The sequence below is a fragment of the Catenuloplanes indicus genome (genome assembly GCF_030813715.1).
Lineage (GTDB): Bacteria > Actinomycetota > Actinomycetes > Mycobacteriales > Micromonosporaceae > Catenuloplanes > Catenuloplanes indicus.
The window spans coordinates 7,334,767-7,352,174 of sequence record NZ_JAUSUZ010000001.1; the positions used below are offsets into that span (position 1 = coordinate 7,334,767).

General features: G+C 69.5%; 1 protein-coding gene. It reads left to right on the forward strand.

The window, feature by feature from the left end:
- Positions 1 to 86 precede the first annotated feature (86 nt).
- Positions 87 to 17,393, forward strand: a complete 17,307-nt coding sequence (locus tag J2S42_RS33215; RefSeq protein WP_307245597.1) for a hypothetical protein — start codon at positions 87 to 89, stop codon at positions 17,391 to 17,393.
- Positions 17,394 to 17,408: the final 15 nt, after the last annotated feature.

Sequence of the window (17,408 nt, forward strand, 5' to 3'; positions counted from 1 at the left end):
CCGGTCAGTGATGAGACCGGTGAGCGGTCTCATCGTCAACAGCCCAACGGTTGTTCGCCTAGGAGCCTCCCTTGTCCCGTGCGTCGTTGCCCGACATCCACTGCCGTGACGGCATCCTGCTGCCGCTGCCCGAGGGCCGCGCCTACTGGCACCCCGGTCCGACGATGGCGACGCTCGACCTCAGGGCGCTGGAAGCGGCCAAGAGGGCGCTCCAGCCGCCGGGCCGGGGCGTCATCGTCGTACCGGCGAGCGGTCTGGCTCATCGTTCCGCACGGGCGGCACTCGCCCGCACGCTGAGTCTGGTGGACGAGCCGAACGATCTCGCCCTCGCCTCGGTGCCGGGGGAGCACGTCGATCCGGCGGTGTGGTCGCACCTGGTGACGGAATCCGGTGTCCAGGCATATCTGCCGGTCGCCGCCGAGGCCACCCGGGACGAGCGGTACGTCTGGGCGGGGTCCGACGGCCGGGCGGCCGACGGTGAGCCGGTCGCCATGCTTCTGCTTCCGCCGACGGACGTCGCGGCTCGAGAGCTCCTGCGGACGGCTGCCCGGCTCGCCGCGGACATCACCAGGGCGCCGCTGGAGCGAGTGCGGGAACTCGACGCGTCACCGTCGACGGCGCACCAGTTCGCGGTCGGCATGGTGCTGACCGGAGCCGCCGGCATCTGGGACCCGGCCCGCCTGGTACCGCCCACCGTCGACGAGGTCTGGAGTCGTTTCGGCAGCGACGGACCGGTTCCGGACGATCTTCTCGCCGCGCTGCTCGATTCTCCGGGCTCGGCCGCGTTGATCCGCACGCCCGGCCCCGGCGGGGACCAGCTCGCCTGGCTCGTCTCCGACGGCTCGACCGTGTGGACCCCCGGCCCGGAACTCACGCCGGCGCCGCCCCACCTCCTGGCCCGGGCGACCGCACCCGGCACGTCCGTCGCCTTCATCCCCGGCCTCACCGTGGACAGCAGGCTGTCCGCCGCGATGGCCGGCCTTCCGCCGTGGGACTCCCGGACACCGGACTGCGCGGACCGCGTCGAGCAGCTACTCCGTGCGATCGCCGCGCCCGGCCTGGCCCGCCCCGCCGTGGCCGACGACATCCGCCGCCCTCGCGACCGGGTGGCCGAGCTGCTCGACGGCTGGTTCAGCCCGGCGGGAAGCTTCGATGGCTGGGACGACATGACCATCGCCGGTGTCACGGCCGTCTGGCTCGAGCCGCTGCCCGAGGGCATGCTGACGCGGGAAGACGCGGCCGCGCACATGGTCGCGGTCGAGCGCTCGGGCGAGGACCGCTATCTGTTGTACGAAACGCAGAACAAGACGGTCACCTCCCTTACGCTGCGCGAGTTGCAGCGGGCGATGTCCGGCATCGTTCACGTGGTCACCGACGCGGAGGGGCGCCTGCGGCAGTTGGACGTGGCGTCCGGTGCCCGGGTGGCCGGTGCACAAGGTACGGCCACCGTTTCCCACACCGTGGACGCGTTGCTCGACCCGCATTCCGCCGTATCGCGCCAGCCTGGATACGCGGGCTTCGAGCTGGAGACCATGGTTCGCCTCGGTCCGGCACTACCGGCGGGCGCGAAGCCGATTTTCGCACAGGAGGTGGTCGCGACCATCGCTTCGCTGGGCCTCCGTATCGACGGAGACATGGCGGAACCTGTGCAAGGTGTCTCAGGAACGTGGTATGCGGAGAAGGAGCAGGCGCTGGCGGCGGGTGACCGCATCGTCGCCGAGGAGAGGTGGGAGATCATCGAGGTCGTCACCGCACCCGGAGCGGCGTCGCCCGGTGAGATCCGCACCGTGCCGTTCAGCGCGTCGCGTGTGCAGACGCTGGCCACCACGGCGATTCGCTGGCTGCAGCACGCGGGTAGGACCGGTCTGACGCTTCGCCAGGCGCTCGTTCCGGACAGTGCGGGGCTGGAGGCGCTCGACGGGTGGGCGGCGGCAGCGCCCTCGGCCCGGCAACGTGCAGACGCGCGAACGCTCAGGGAAGCGCTCCTCACCCCGGGCAATGTGACGCTCGACCCGCGGAAGGAAACGCCGAGGCGGTCGCTTCCAGCGGGGTTCGAGGACACGCCACTGTTCTTCCCGGACAAGGTCGCTTCAGCGACCGTCCACATGCAGGCGACGTTGGGCAATGACCTCATCGCCGAGGCTACGACGCAAGAGCTGATCCAACGGGAATCCGCCGGGCGGCATGTGTTGTCCCCGCGGGACGAACCGGAGCACAACTACGAGACGCTCTCCTACCTTCAGCAGGACATCGAGGCCGCCGCGTGGGAGATCGCCGAGTTCTACCTTCAGTCGCTGACCGATCAGCCGCTCTCTGCGGAGGCGGTGACCTGGCTGCTGCGCAGCGCGGAGACGACCGCCCTGCGCGCCAAGATCGTGAGCGCGGTCACCGAAATGTTCCGGTTCGCGTATGCGCGGCAGGTGGCCACGTTCGCCAAGAACGGCGTGCTGCAGCTCGGCCGGCAGAGTTTGCACGAAATGGGCGCCGAGCTGCTGGAGCTGACTGACGGCTGGAGCGGCGACAACGCACACAAAATCATCACGCTGCTCGAGGAGCGTCTCGCGGCCCAGATGAGGGAACTCGACCCGGAGCTGGAGCCGGGGCAGAGCCTCTTCGACGTCGAGGAGGTGCCGCCCTCGAGGGACGATGAATCCGACCGGGAAAGTCACAGCGGCTCGGACATGTCCATCCCGGACGTCGACGAGTCCGGCTCCGAGGGGTCCGAGAGTTCCGGCGGCCGGCCGGCGGGGTTCACCGGTTACGAAGTCATATTGCTTGCTCTCAGGGGAAACACCGAGGCTGGCAAGCGCCATCTCACCAACTTCACGGACCATGCCACGGTGCCGTCCGATGCGCCGGTAGGCGATGAGATGCGGCGGTTCTCAAGGGAAGTGCGCTTCATCCCGAACCTCCGGAATCCGACGCAGCCCTTCGACCAGTACATGACACTGGAGGACACGGCTACGGCAACGCAATGGGTTCTCGACGTCCTCCACGAGGGAACTCGCCGGTCACGTGCGGCGCGGGAGTGGTCACGCAGCCAGGGCGGCATCAAGAACGCCGTTCAGCGAGCCGCGACGATGCAGAGTTTCCCGCCGCCGCCGGCGCGCCCCCTGTGGCGCCGGGGCCGGGAGTCTTCCCTGGTCCCCATCGGTGACGCGGTACGCCGCGGACAGGCCACACCGCGGGAACGCGCGGATGGACTACGCGAGGCACTCCGCCTCGCGACCGGGCCGGTCCGTGGATTCATCGGATGGAGACTCGGTGGCAACGTGGCCCCGCAGGTGATCACCGTGATCCGCCTCTCCTGGGAGTCAGCGCTCGCCGCGAGCAACCGAGCGTTCGCGTTCGTCGGCAGCCTGGACCCGGCCGGCACCACTGCGGCGCAGACGGAGACCGCGCACATGCGGCTGGACTACGCTGAGCTGGCCTTGGACCGTCTTGCCGAACTGGTCCTGGCCGAGGAGCCCCGGCTCGCTCAGTTCCTTCCCCCTCAGCACAAGTCCGACGACGAGCTGCTGCTCGAGGCGATCAAGGGTCTCCCCGCCTGGGACGGAACCGATCCCGACTGTGTCGACCGGGTCGAGCAGGTGCTCAGCCGGCTGGGGATCGCCATGGCCGGAGCAGTCGCGGATGCCTTGCGAGGCCGTGACCGGCTGGCGGCCCGGATGGGTGGCGAGTTCTTCCCGCCGGCCTCCGCCGCGCTGCTGTCCGAGCTGAGAATCGGTGCGATCACCCCGGTATGGTCCGTGGAACAGGCGCACATGGTCCTGGTCTATCGCCGTGACGCGATGCATTACGCCCTGATCGAAACCCAGGAGAGCGGGGCCGATCGGCTGCAGCCGTTCACGTTCGCCGAGCAGGACGGCTGGCTGCCGGAACCACTGCGCGGCACGATCCGTCTGCTGGGTGATCAGAACGCGGCACTGCTGCAGGCGGATATCCGTACGCGCACGCTCGCCGTTGGACCGCACGGCTCGGCAAGCCCGGGCGACGGCCGCACCTCGGCCGCACTCATCGACCCGGGAACGGCCGGGACCGAGCCGAAGACGATGCGCGAACGAGCCCGCCCGGGGCGCCCCGACCCGTTGATCGAGACTGCCGCACGACGCGGTGCATCGGCGCCGGGTAGTGACCTGTTCACCCCGTTCGGTCTGGAACCGGCAGGTGAGGGTACGGATCTGGCGTCTGCCGTCCTCGCCTCCGCCCGGTCGATGCATCCCGGGCTCGGCCTCTCCGATGTGGCGCCCGCGAACGATCCCGAGGTGATGGCGAGCCGGCATGACGTGCGGATGTACGTCTGGGACCCGGACGGCACGGCACATCGGTACGGACGTGACGGCGCCCCGGAAGTCTTCCTGACCAGCGCGCGTGGCGCCGACGGCGCCACCGTGTACCAGCCGCTCGCCGCGGCCGCGGCCCGCACCAGCGCGACGGTGATCGAGAGCGCCGGCCTCGGCCCCGGCCGGCCCTCGCTCGGGCGGCCCTCGGTCGTCGGTGAGCCGGGGGCGAAGGACGGCGCGACGCTCGCTCGGTCCGTCGCTGCCGAGCTGCGAGAGCACGCCGCACTGGAGGACGACTGGGACAGCTGGCGCCCGGTGCGTACGACCGGACCGGGCTTGCCTCTTGCGGCCCTGCCGGCCGCCGGAGCGTCCGACGCGCGCCGGGGTGCGTCGCCGGACCATCCCATCGAGCTGGCCCCGGCCCCGGCCGAGGGCGACCGGGACGTTCCGGACGCGCTCCGGGATGTCCGGATCACGGTCCGGGCAGACCGGGAGGGTGTGTACCGGCCGTCCGGGGTGTCCGCCGAGGACATCGCATTCAGCGGAGGTCTCCGGGTCTCCGCCGGGCTCACCGGCCTTCCCGGAGCCACCGGCACGATCGGGCCGGTCCTGCAGTGGGACACCGTCGTTCCGGACGAACCGCCACCGCTGTTCACCGGTGTCGAGCTGGCTCGCGATGTCGAACGACCGTTCAACGTCGACGCGTCCGCCTGGAAGGACGGCTGGGCGGTTATCGGCGGAATCGACGCCGGCGCGCTACCGGAGCAGCTGCGCAGTCGTTTCCTGCTTCGTGGACTGCTCGCACCGAGAAACGGCCCGGTCAACCCCTTTCCACGGGGCTCGCTGAGGAACGCGGTGCCGGTGGGCCCGGTGCGAATCGGCGCACAGCTGCGCTTCGCGGCGCGGGCGGATCTGCTGGTGGAAACCCTCGATGCGCGGCGCCGGAGCACATCGACCGTGTTCCCGGGCGCGATCGAGCTGCTTCTCGATCTGCCGACCGCGGTCGGCATGCGTGACGACTTCGTACCGTCCGGGGGCGCCGCGGCGCCGGTTCCCGGCCGTACGGAGGCGCTGCAGGCGTTGCCGGGCTCCGGCGGAGCCTCCGCCGATCGGCTGCGCCACTGGCTTCAGGTCATCGGCCGGACGCCGCACGATATCGGTGTCAGCGCCGGCCGGATCGCTCTTCGGATCCCCGGTCCGCTCTTCGACATCGCGATCGATCTCGGCGTCGACCCCGACGCCCTGGCGATCTTCGGCGCACAGATCCGTGACCTGGTGAACGCGGGCCCGGCGGACGGGGATCAGCTGCTGGACCGGCTGCGCCCGCACGGCGTCCGGAGCAGGGACGACATCGTGCACCTGAGCGACATCGGCGCCCGGCTCGGACTTGACGAGTCCGCGCTGCCCGCTCTGACGTCGTTCCTGCACGAGAAGGTGCCGCTGGAACTGCTGCTCGTGCTGCCGGATACGTCGCTGGCGGCGGCCGTGGAGGTCGCACGCATCCGGCAGGCGATGGTCGTGGACCCCGCTCGTGGGGCGGACCTGCTCGGCCTGCGTCACCCGGCCGAGGTGGCCGCCGTCGCCGCCAAGCTCGGTGTGGAACCGCGGCACCTGGCCGGCGTCGCCTCGGAGATCGAGGCCACCCTGGGCATCCTCGACCGGTCGCAGGGCAACGAGCTGCAACGCCGGCTGGGAACCGGCGGGGAGGAATACCGGGAGAGTGACGACGCCGGACGGTGGGGGCCATGGCAGCGCTTCCCCTCGGGAAGCGAGGCGCACGCCGCGCTGGACGCGAGGTTCCACGCGCAGTGGACCGCCCGGGGGGAGTGGATCGCCGAGGAGGTCAGTGCGCTGCTGACCGTGGAAGGACGTGCGACTCCCGAGACCGTCAGCCGGTACGTCACGCTCTCCGCACGACTCGGCGTCCCGGTGACGGATCTCGGGTTCCTGCTGCCCTCTCGGCACGTCGAGCTGCTGCTGCACGAGTTCCTCGCCGACGTGCCGCTGGAAATGGTGGTCGAAGGCGCGCACTGGGAGGCGTTGCTGGGTCACGGAGAGCCGGAGATGAGTTCCGTGTTGCAGCGGGGCCTGCCCAGAAAGGATTACTCGGACGCCGAGATCGTGGAGTGGCGGTCACGCTTCGGGCTCGATCGCAACCCGGAGCTGTTCCGCGACTTCATCGGTGCGCGGTGGAGTGATCCGGAAAAGCTGTTGACCATCATGAGCCGAGCCGGCCTGAACGACCGGGATCTGCCCGACCTCGTCGGCCTGTCCGTGTGGATCGGCTGGATGCCCGATTGGCTGGGTCGAACCACCTTCCGGATGGGAGTGCGGACGAGAGGACTCTTCGAGGTGGCGACGAGTGGGCGCAACCTCATCGATCCGGCGCACCTCACCGCGTTCTCGCATCTGGTCTCGCAGGCCGTCACCGGTGACATGGCGGCCGCATCGAACGGGCTGCGGCCGGGAAATCTGGCGACGCAGCTCATCGAGGCCGCACGACGATGGTCACCGATTCGTGACCCCCGTCATCACGTGGGCTGGATGTTGCGGCAGGCGTCCCGGTGGAGTGCGCGCGATGCGCGCGGGTGGCCCGATGTGTACCAGCTCGGGCTCTGGCTCAGCCAGTTGCCGCTCGCCGCACCCGACAGCTTCGATCAGGCCCGGGAAGACCTGGACGATTCCGTCGAGTCGATCGACATGGCGGACAGGGACGCCCGGGAAGCGCGCAACGAGGCCTCGCTGGGCGCCTTGCTCGAAGCGCTCGCGGACTGGGTGCACGCAATCCGTGATGAAACGAACGCGGACCTGACGTCAGTCCGTGAGGCCGAGGCACCACCGGGATCCGCAGCCCCGCTGGAGAGAGGCCTGCGGGAGCCGCTCGATCGCCTGCGACGACTTCGGGATCACGGGGTGCGACTGCGGGAGGCCGCGGACCGTGCCCTCGCGGAACACGACGGAGCCGACGTCGGATATGCCTTGCAGCCACCGTCGGTGCTCGGGATGCCGTCGCTGGACGAGGCGGCTGAGCGCTTCAGGTGGGCACATGAACAAGCGGTCAAGCGGACGGGCACGGACAGCGCCGGTACGCCACTGACCGACGGGAATCGACGCTACTCCGTCACCGTGAACTGGAGCCTGGCCTACACCCGGGCGTTGGCCGCATATGTCAGCCAGGTCCTCGGGGTGCTCGATGACGGCGAGCGTGGACCGCTGAGCGAGCTTGCCGGCCGGCTCACCGGCGTAGTGGCGAGTTACGCGCGAGCGCTCCAGCTCCTTCCGGTCCAGCGTGCCGCGGACACGCTGAGCGACGCCGAGATCAGCACCTACCTGACACGCTTCGACGGAGAAAGCCCGGGGCGGCTGACCGCGGAGCGGGCCGAACACGCCGCTGAGCTGTGGTTGCGTGATCGCTGGCGAGAGGAGTTCGCCGGTGACGGCTTTGACCCCGACATCACCATGCCCGAGCTCAGCGAAGACTTCTTCGACCGGCCCTGGCTCGACCCGCGCCGGCTCGCGGCGTTGGCCCGGGAGACCGCACGAGTACCGAGTTTGCTTCGCCGGCTCGCCATTGCCACGGACCTGATCCCCGGCCCTCTGTCGGAGCTGCGGCAACGCACCGGGCTGGGCAAGTCCTTCCTGATCGATCTGGCCCTGCGCTGGCAGATCGACCCGAGTCGTCTGCACGTGCTCAACTCCGACATCGGATACGGCAACAGTAATGTCACCGCCGCCGCGGTACGCGAGGTCAGGGAGGCGGCCGCGGCGTACGGCAAGACGGTGCCCGGATATCTCGACGCGCTGGCGGTGACGGGCTTCACCCATGACCGCAAGCCGGGCGGTTCACTGCGGAACAACGCGAGGGTGCTGTCCGCGCTGCTGGGCATCAATCTCGAGGACGCGGCGGAGTTCACCGATGGTGGCGGCGACGTCGACGCGGCGATCACACAGTGGGAGCCCGTGCTGGCCGATTTGGCGAGCGCGTTCCACCTCGACCGGCACCGGATCGCCGCGGTTGCCGCCGCGCTGCGGGTGCCACCCCTCTGGGTGCGAGCGCTCAGCATTCGGCTGGGCGAGGTCCCGGCGCAACTCCCGGAAGCGGCGGCACGCCTGGGAGTGCAGGACGGTGGCGTGCTGTTCGCGTTCGCCGCGCGAGTCGGTGTGCGCCCGTCGGTCTTCACGGCCGAGGACAACCTGAGCAGGCTCAACGAGGAGGGCGATCCGGCGCAGGGCAGATTCGGCCCGGTCGAGCGCCTCTACCGGAGCCTCGGACCGGACGGGGTCGATCAGATCCGCCGGCGCCCGGGTGCGCTCCCGAATCCGGGCTGGGACGGGCAGGGCGAGACACTTCCCGCCGTCACGGACTCCATCTGGTCGGTCTTCCGGACGCAGAACTTCAGCGGATCAGCGTTGCCCCGGCAACTCGGGGTACGGGCCGCGGAGTCCGGGATCGACGTACGGGTTCTCGCGCACATAGGCTCCCGGATGGGTATGCGTGGCGACAACGTGGCCGTTGCGGCCGGCTATTTCCCCGGCCCGCCGACGAGCCTCCTCGATCGGCTGACCGCGGGCTACCGGCCGTGGCTCAGCCGATTGCAGCAGCATGTCGAGTTCGAGGAGCACGAACTGGCATGGGCTCACGACCAATTCCGGCAGACCGGGGGAACCGCCGGATTGAACCGGCTCGCCGAGACGGACTCGCACACCGCTCGCCGGATCTTCTTCCGCAGTCGCCTGCGTGACCGCAGGCTGATCCCCGCCACGATCACCGGCCTGATCGCCAATCACCCGGAAAACGTCAATACCATAATCCGCGAAGCGACCTACCGAAATCCTTTCCCGGCCCACAGCGTTCCGTTGCTGCCGGATCTGCCGCTTCGCAGTGACATCGAAATCGTGCTGTCGATCCCGAAAGAGGCCGATGCCACGGTCGTGCGCAGGCGTGCCTCGGCGGCGGCACGATCCAGCAGAGTGGACGAGCGGGCGCGTACCGTCTCGGTGGTGCCTTCGGCGCTCAATGATCGCTGGCAAGGGCTGAGCGAGCTCATCGGGAGTGTGTTCGGACCGCACAGTGAGAAGCTGCCGGGACCGCGCATGGCCGCGCTCCGGATTCGGACCGGATTCGACGGCGATGCGGCCGCGTACCTCCGCTTGGCCCGGCTGTTCTACGCCCATCTGCCGGTACTGCGCGATCTTGGCCTGATCGCGCCCTCGGAGCAGTCCGGCGAGCCGTCCGCCGCCCGGCCGGGTTGGGCCTTCTTCGCGGATCTGGTCGCCGATCACCAAACGTCCACCTGGTCGATGCGACTGGACCTGGCGTGGCGAAGCACGGACTCGGTCGTGTTCGACCTGGACGCCGTGGGTCACGGTCAGATCCAGGCCGCCGCGATGTTGTTCGGCGCGATGGTCGACACTGCCCGCGAACCCGGCCGCTATCCCGGCGTGGACGACCTCACCCTGCCCGGTCCGGGCGAACGCGTCACGGAGCAGGCCGTACAGAAGCTGCTGGACCTCGTCGACGACGCCGCCGCGCGAGTCCAGCTCGCGGTTCTCCTTCAGCACGACGGCAGCATGCCGGGTCCGAGACCGGACGGACTGCTGGATGTGGTGTCACCGGTCGAGGTCGGCCCGGTTCATGCCGATCCGGCACTCCACCTCAAGCAGGTGTGGCCGGTCACCGACCCGCTGCACATTCGTGCTGCGCACCTGGGCGCTCAAGTCGGTCTCTCCGTATATGAACTCGTGCTGAGCCTGTTCTCGCAGCACGAGGTGCTCCCGGTTTTCGAAGGACGAGGCTGGACTCGCGGCGACGCACTGCGCGTGCTGTTGACCGGGCGAATCGCGCTGCCGCGGGATCTGCTGGAGCGCGCGGCCGACCGACTCGACGAGATGACGGCTGCCCGGGCTGAATCGCTGCGGTCGGCGTTCCAGCGAGAATGGGCGCCTCTCCTGCACGACACCACCCTGCTGTATGCGCCACCGGAATGGAGCGTCGCGCCCGGCATCGACAGCTCCTGGACAGCACCGGATCGTGGGGTGCCAGCCGGCTTCTCGCCGCTCGAGATCGAACGCTGGGTCGATGAGAGAGCGCGAGGCGGGCTGCCGTCCGTGCCGCACACGGACGACGCCTCGGTCCCTGGCCTGGTCCGGCCGGTCACCGTCGCATTCGACGTGGAGCTACCGGTCCGGCGTACCGGCGACGACTGGACCGCCACCTCCGCGGCCCGCCGCCGGGAACGGATGACGGCCGAATTGGCGGCCGCGGGAGTGGACGTGAACGTCCGTCCGCTGGCCGGGTCCACCGATCGCTTCCGTATCGTTCTGCCCGGCTTGAGCAGGACGGCACGGCCGTGGCATCAGCTCGCTCATGTGCTGGCAACGCTGCGGAAGAACGCGGCGGTGGCACTCCCGGGGACGATGGCCGTCGACGCACAGGCCCTGACCCCGGGCATGGCCGGCGCTGTCGCCGCGTTCGCCGGAGCACATGGCGACGTGCTGACCCGCCTCGGCACCCAGACACCGGACGGCCGGGTGAACGTCCGGGCGGACGACGCTGTCGTCAGCTATGCCGGCCTCGACCCGAGCCTGTCTCTCGGCGAGATGCAGGCTCTGATCAAAATCGTGCTGTCCAGCGTCGACGCCGTCACCGACGGTCGCGCCGCGGCCGTGCGGGTGACGACTGACGGTGCTTCTTCGGTCAGTGCGATCGGCGACGGCCCGCTCCGCTTGGTGCGTGCGCCGGATGCGCAGGTGTCCGAGCTGCTGTGGGCGTTGTTCCCCGAGCCGGACGACCACGCGCAGATGGCGGCGCTGTTCACCGTCCGTACGTGGGTGTCCGACCGGCTGGTCTTGAGCGCCCTGGACACGTTGTCGAACTGGAACGGATTCGATCCGGATTGCGTGCGGCGAGTGGCGGCAGTGCTGGCCGCACTGGGGTTGCCGCTGTCCGGCTCCGCCATGCAGCTGTACCGGGATCGGGACGACCTGGCCCAGCGCTTGGGCGGCTTCTTCAGAGCGGAAGTCGATCCGGCCAGGCTGATGGAGATGAAGATCGGCATCACACCGGTGTGGTCCGTCACCGGCGGCTCCCAGCACATGATGCTGGTGCGCAAGCGCGACGCCAAGCACTTCGACCTCATCGAGTCGCAGGAGACCGGCAGCGCCCGGATCCAGCCGTTCACCTTCGACGGCCCGCGGGACCAGTTGCCCGAAGCGCTGCGGGGCATGATTCGCCTGGTCGGTGACCTGGACGATGCCATAGTGCAGGTGGACGTCCGGACCGGCAGCATCATCACGGGCGCCCCTGACTCGGCCGCCCCGTCGGCGGACCGGACGGTGTCCGCGCTGCTCGACTCGAGCACCGCCGGCACGGAGCCGACGATGTTGCGCCGCCGCGACCGCCGTGCGCCCGAGCGAACCGTGATCATCGCGGATGACGCCGTGCCGCATTTCAGCGCGCTGGCCAAGCGGAACGGCTTCATCGCGACCAACTCCCTGGAACGCGCACTACTTCCATCGGCGGAGAAGGACCGTAAGCGTGCCAAGCACCTGATCGAGAAGGCTCTCCAGCACGATCCCGCACCGCTACGGCCCGACCTGGTGGAGCGCGACGTGCAGTTCTACCGGGTCAGGGTCGAGACGGTCGACGTGGCCTTCCGGGTCAAGCAGGACAACGGTCCGGGCCTGACGGTGATGGCGCCGCTCCCGATCGATGACTACCTGAGGGATCGGAACATCGAATGGCTGGTGGAGAGCCTACAGACGGCCGGCTGGACGGTGCGGCACAGCGACGCCGGTGCACCTCCCGACGTAGAGGCCAAGGTGATCACCGTGAACACCCAGGAGCCGCGGGAGGCAACGAGCCGGGCGCTGTGGCACGCGTACGCGCTGAATCTCGGATTGGCCGGCTACGCCGACGACCGCCCGTTCGGTCTCGTTCAGGGACCGGCCGCATTGCCCGGCTCGGACCGGCAGGACGCATCGAAGAAGGTTCGCCGCCTCGACGATCTGCACGCGCAGATGATGAGACCGGACCGCGTACGTGGCGCATGGCTGCGCCGCCGGCTCGCGGACGAGGAGTCCTTCTGGCGACGGCAGCACGCCGAGGCACGACTGCGAGCGGCACAGCAGCCTGACCAGGCCCTCGATCGCGCGCTCCGCCGCGACCGTGCCAAGGCGGCTCCGAAGATGGACTGGAGCGGGATGTGGCCTCAGCCACCCGGGTTCACGACATATCCACTGGTGTCGGCGACAGGGCAGGCCGGGTTCCGGCTCTACATGCCGCACCTGACGGACGGCACGGACGACCGGCCGGTCGCCCCGGAGCGCCGTTCGCCGGAGACCGGCCCGCTCATCTACCTCGAATTCCCGTATCGTGCCGTCAGGAACGGGACGATCCGCGAGACGATCGGCTGGTTGCGGCGTTCCCTGCGTGCGGGATCGGTGGTCGAACTGCGGCCCAACACCCAGATGGACCACAACGCCGTCATCGACCTCGCCAGAGTGCTCGGAGTGGACCATCACCTCAGCATCGGCAAGGACATGCTCGATCTGCGGTGGGCGAACGACAGCCAGAGACACTTCGCCGCGTACGGGTTGAACCACCGGCCCGCGCTCGGTCCCTTCGCCACCCAGTACCGAGTCGGCCCCGAACCGTTCGACTCAGCCGTTCACGTCACCGCCCCCACGGACGCCGACGCCCGCTACACCCTCGGCCCGGACATCGAGGCGGTGGTGGCAGACCGTAACCACCTGTGGATCGGTAAACCCGGCAAGTCGCCGAAGATCGCCGAGAGTGACCCGCGTGTGGTCATCGGCACGCCGGATGCGCCGACTCCATGGTACGTATGGCAGACCGCGCTCGAGTGGGTGGCAGAGTTCGCGAGTGCGGCCGGAGAGTCATTCCGTCTGCACGACGTGCGAATCCACAATCCGGAGCCGGCGCGAGTGGCGACGGAGAGCGCGGTCGAGGACATCCTCGTCCCGAGGGGAACGGAACTAGACCTCTTCCCCTACCTTCTGGGCGACGATCTCGCGCCGGAATCCCTCACGGTGCGTGACCCGGCCGGTCGCGTGGTCACCGGTTATCACATGCTCGACGCGCTGCTGGACATGGCGCGGGTGTCCACGGGGACGACCGACGAGGCGACGATCGACGTGGCGGTCGGCAGGCTGGCCGAGGACATCACCGGCGCCGGCACAATGGATGCGCGGGTCCGCCTCATCCGGTTGGTGAAGACGACGGTGGCGTACGCCGGACTCGCCGACATCACACCCAACCTGCTCAGGGCGATGCAATGGCCCGGATTCGAGCAGCGCTTCGCACATCGGGCGTATCAGACGGCGAGCACGACCGCACTCGAGCTGGCCAGACAGGTCACGGCCGAGAACTACGCAGCGCTGGCCGCCGGTGACGAACACGCGTGGACCCGGGTGGCACACAGCCTGGTGCACGCCGATGCCCTGCCGCCCCTGGAGAAGGTGGTGCTCTCAAGCTCGGCTTCGATCGGGGACGGGCATCTCGACGTCGCCGACTGGTCGCTGACGCTACGCCGGGGTGGCACCGTCGACGAGCTGCTGGCGTCCCTGCTCCGCGGTCTGCTCAGAGCCGAGCAGCACGTGGCGTCCGAGACGGCCCGCGTGCAGCTACAGAGAATCACGGCCGAGCAGGTGGCCGGCATCGACCGGGTGCGAGATCACGTGCTCAGCCGCGCAGGCACCGACGATCCCCGTGCGAACCTCTTCCTCTCGGACGGCGAGGCGGCGGACTGGTACTGGCGAAACGATCTGGATCGGCTCGCCGCAGAACTCGACGCGATCCGGCCACCGGCACCCGGGCCGGGCGGGAACCGGCTCAGGCGACGTCTGACCGAAGCAGAGCGTGCCTGGCGGAAGATGCACGATCGCCTTGAGACCATCCGGCAGTTCGGCCAGCACACCGGGGCGGAGGTGTGGAGCAGGCGTGTCCTGCGCTCCGGTGGATCGGTGCGCGACTGGACGGGCACCACCGTGGTGCCGCCGCGCGGCTACCAAACGACCGGCCTCGGGCGGGCCGGTGTCCACATCCATCCCGAAGGAACGCAGTCCTCGATAACGCGTCGGCCACCGGCAAGCGGCCCCCTCATCGTGATCGAGCCGCAGGCCGACGAGGACCCGGCCCGGCTGTCCCGCATGCTGGCGTCCCAGCCCGAGGGCACCGTGATCGAACTGGTACCGGCCGCGCCGATGACCCCGGACGACGCGGTGCGGATGGCCACGATGCTCCGCACGAGGCACGCCGTCACGATCGGCCGCAGCCGGCTGCACGGCGTGCCGGACGAACGCTTCGCGTCCTACGGCCTCAATCACCAGCCGGCCCTCGGCTCGGACACCGATCACTACCGGATCACCACGGCGATGCCCGCCGTGGGACGCGAACGCACCGCCGTGACAGATCGCGATTCCGGCCGGTACGACCTCGGCTCGGGCCTGGCCGCCCAGATCGTCGGCAGCCGTCTCTGGTTCGGCGAACCCGGTGCCCAGCCGGACATCGGACCGAATGACCCGGAATTCGTGATCGGTGTACCCGGCCGGCCGACGGCATGGCTGACATGGCAGACCGCGCTGAGCTGGATAGCCGAGTCCGCGGCAGCAGCCGGCCGGGAATTCGACCCGCGCCGCATCCGGGTGCACGATCCCGAGCAGCGACCGCTTGACGTACCGGCCGTGACGGACGGTGCCGACCTGTACCAGGTCGACGAGGCGGACCGTGCGCTCTTCTGGCACCTCTTCGGTGTTGATCCGTCCAGGTTCGCCGATTCGGGTCCCGGGGGCGGGGCGATCCCGTTCCTGCTGACCGATGCGCTTGCCGACCACGCCGGTGTGCGCACCGATACGACCAACGAGAACGTGATCGCGACGGCGCTGGACGCACTGGTCAGGGAAGCCGGCCGCACCCCCGGCCGTCCCGGACGGCTGGCACTTCTGGAGAGCCTGCACACCGAGAGCAGAGGTAAAATCGCGCGTATCGCGGCCCTCCCGGTCCAGGCATCGCTCGCTCAGCGCGAGACCGGGCCAGCCTCGCGTCCGAACGACCGGCACGTCTTCATGCAGGACGAGCTGATCTACGGCGCGGACGCCGGTGGCAACTCGGCAACGTCGGAGGCGGCGTTCTCGAGGCCGACGGGCGATCAGGATGCGCGAGCGGTCCATGCCAATGCGCGGCAGCGGTGGCTGTCCGTCTTTACCGCGGCGAAGGACTACCTGGACCGTATCGGCGTGCCGCATGCGCCTGTGGTGCTGGGGACGGTCAGCCTGGCGCGTGCGGAGCTGAGGACCGTCGGCATGGTGTTGGGCACCGAGACCGGCGAGCTGTCCGATGACGCGTTGTGGTCGATGATCGGCACCGCGGTGACCGCATACGGATCGGCGGCGGCGCGGCTGTCGGCCGCCCTCGGGGAGCCTTCGCCGATTCCGGCCGGGGCGGAGCTGTTCGGTGCGGATTGGGACCGGCTGACCGTCGCGTTCGCTGTGCCGCAGTCCCGGAATGACAGCGGCCGGCACGGGGATTCCACGGACAGCCTCCCGCGATCCACCGCGAATGACCTCGTAATCCATTCCGCCGAGGTGGTTGACCGGCGGGACCACCCGGCGGGGCTGTCGCAGCCGCATCTCTCGCCCCAGCGGGTGATGTTGAGTGACGTGTTGTTCGCTGCCGGCGTGGCCCGAACCGGAGTGGAAAGCCTGGTCCGGGCGGATCGGGACGTGTCGCGCGCGTGGGCGACGTTGATGGAGGATCTCGACCGGCTGTCCCAGGGCTCCGAGCTCGAGTTCTGGATGCGGCTGCCCGAGTTGGGAGCGGCGGACACCATTCGCCGGGTCGCCCGGCTGGTGCCGGACGGGAGCCACGCGGCGGTTCGTCCGTTGCTGGCCCTCGACGCGGCGCTGCGGACCGGCGTGTTCCCGGGAGCGTTCTGGCCGTCGTCGATGCCGCGGCTGGAGTTCGGCTCGTGGAGGCGGCAGCCGGAGGGCATCCTGGCGGCCATTCGCGCGCACGCGGCCCGCGCTGACCGGCCGGTGATCGCCGTCGACCTGGCGGAGAGCACGGAGGAGGTCGCTGCGTCGATCGAGAGGCTGCGGGACGCGCTGCGGTGGTTCGGCCGGCTCGGCTCGGCCCCGCTCGTGGTCGGGTCGCAGGCCACCGGGCACGGGACCCGGCTGCTCGAGGAGGTGCTCACGGAGTTTCGGCCGGTGGCCTTGACCGTCGAGCTGGCGGGTTCCCGGCCGGCGTGGCGACTCCGCGACACGGGCGGCGGGACGGTCGGCGACCTTCATGAAGCGCCGGCCGCCGAGGTGTTCGATGCCGCTCGGTCACTCTCGCGCCGGAGGTCCGGGTTGCCGACGGCGCTGGAGGAGTGGCTGATGAGCCATGATCCAGAACCGGCGTGGCAGTACCTGCGGGAGAACTGGACGCGCTTGAACGACGCCGCGGTGTTCACGAGCCTGGACGCGCTGATCGAGGCGAGCCCGGACGATACTCGGCTTCCCGTGTTCCGTACCGCGTGGGAACTCGCCCGCAGCAGTGGCATGGAGCCGAAGATCAAGCCGCAGCCGGTGGTGACACAGTCACTCGATGTGGAGCCTGTCTGGTCCGAGGCTCGAGGAGAGGTGACGGCGGCTCTCGTCTTCGACTACGTGCAGGAGATGGGCAGATCGACGGAACGGAAGGATCGGTTCCGGTGGGACGCCATGCTGTTCAAGGCGTTCCTCGGCGGCAAGCTGACCGAGCGGCAGGTGCTGTCCATGATGCGGGCGGTGGCCGTGACCGGTCAGGACCGGGCGAGTGTGACGATGATGAAATCCGTCATGGACATCCTGGCGCTGCCGGATGACGAGGAGCTGCTCGACGCGAAACCGTTGGAGCACGTGCGGCTGAAGCCGATCTTCGACCCGATCCGCGGGATCGCGGAGGGCGTCAACGGTTCCTACAGCGATTGCATGGACCGGTACGACCGCGTGTCATGGACCGTCAACCTGATGGCTCTCAAGGACAGCGCACCGGCTGCTGACCCGTTCCAGCAGATGCGCGTCGAACAGCTGCGGGTGGCAGCCGAGATAGCGTCGAACTGCTGAGCCGGCCATGAGAAA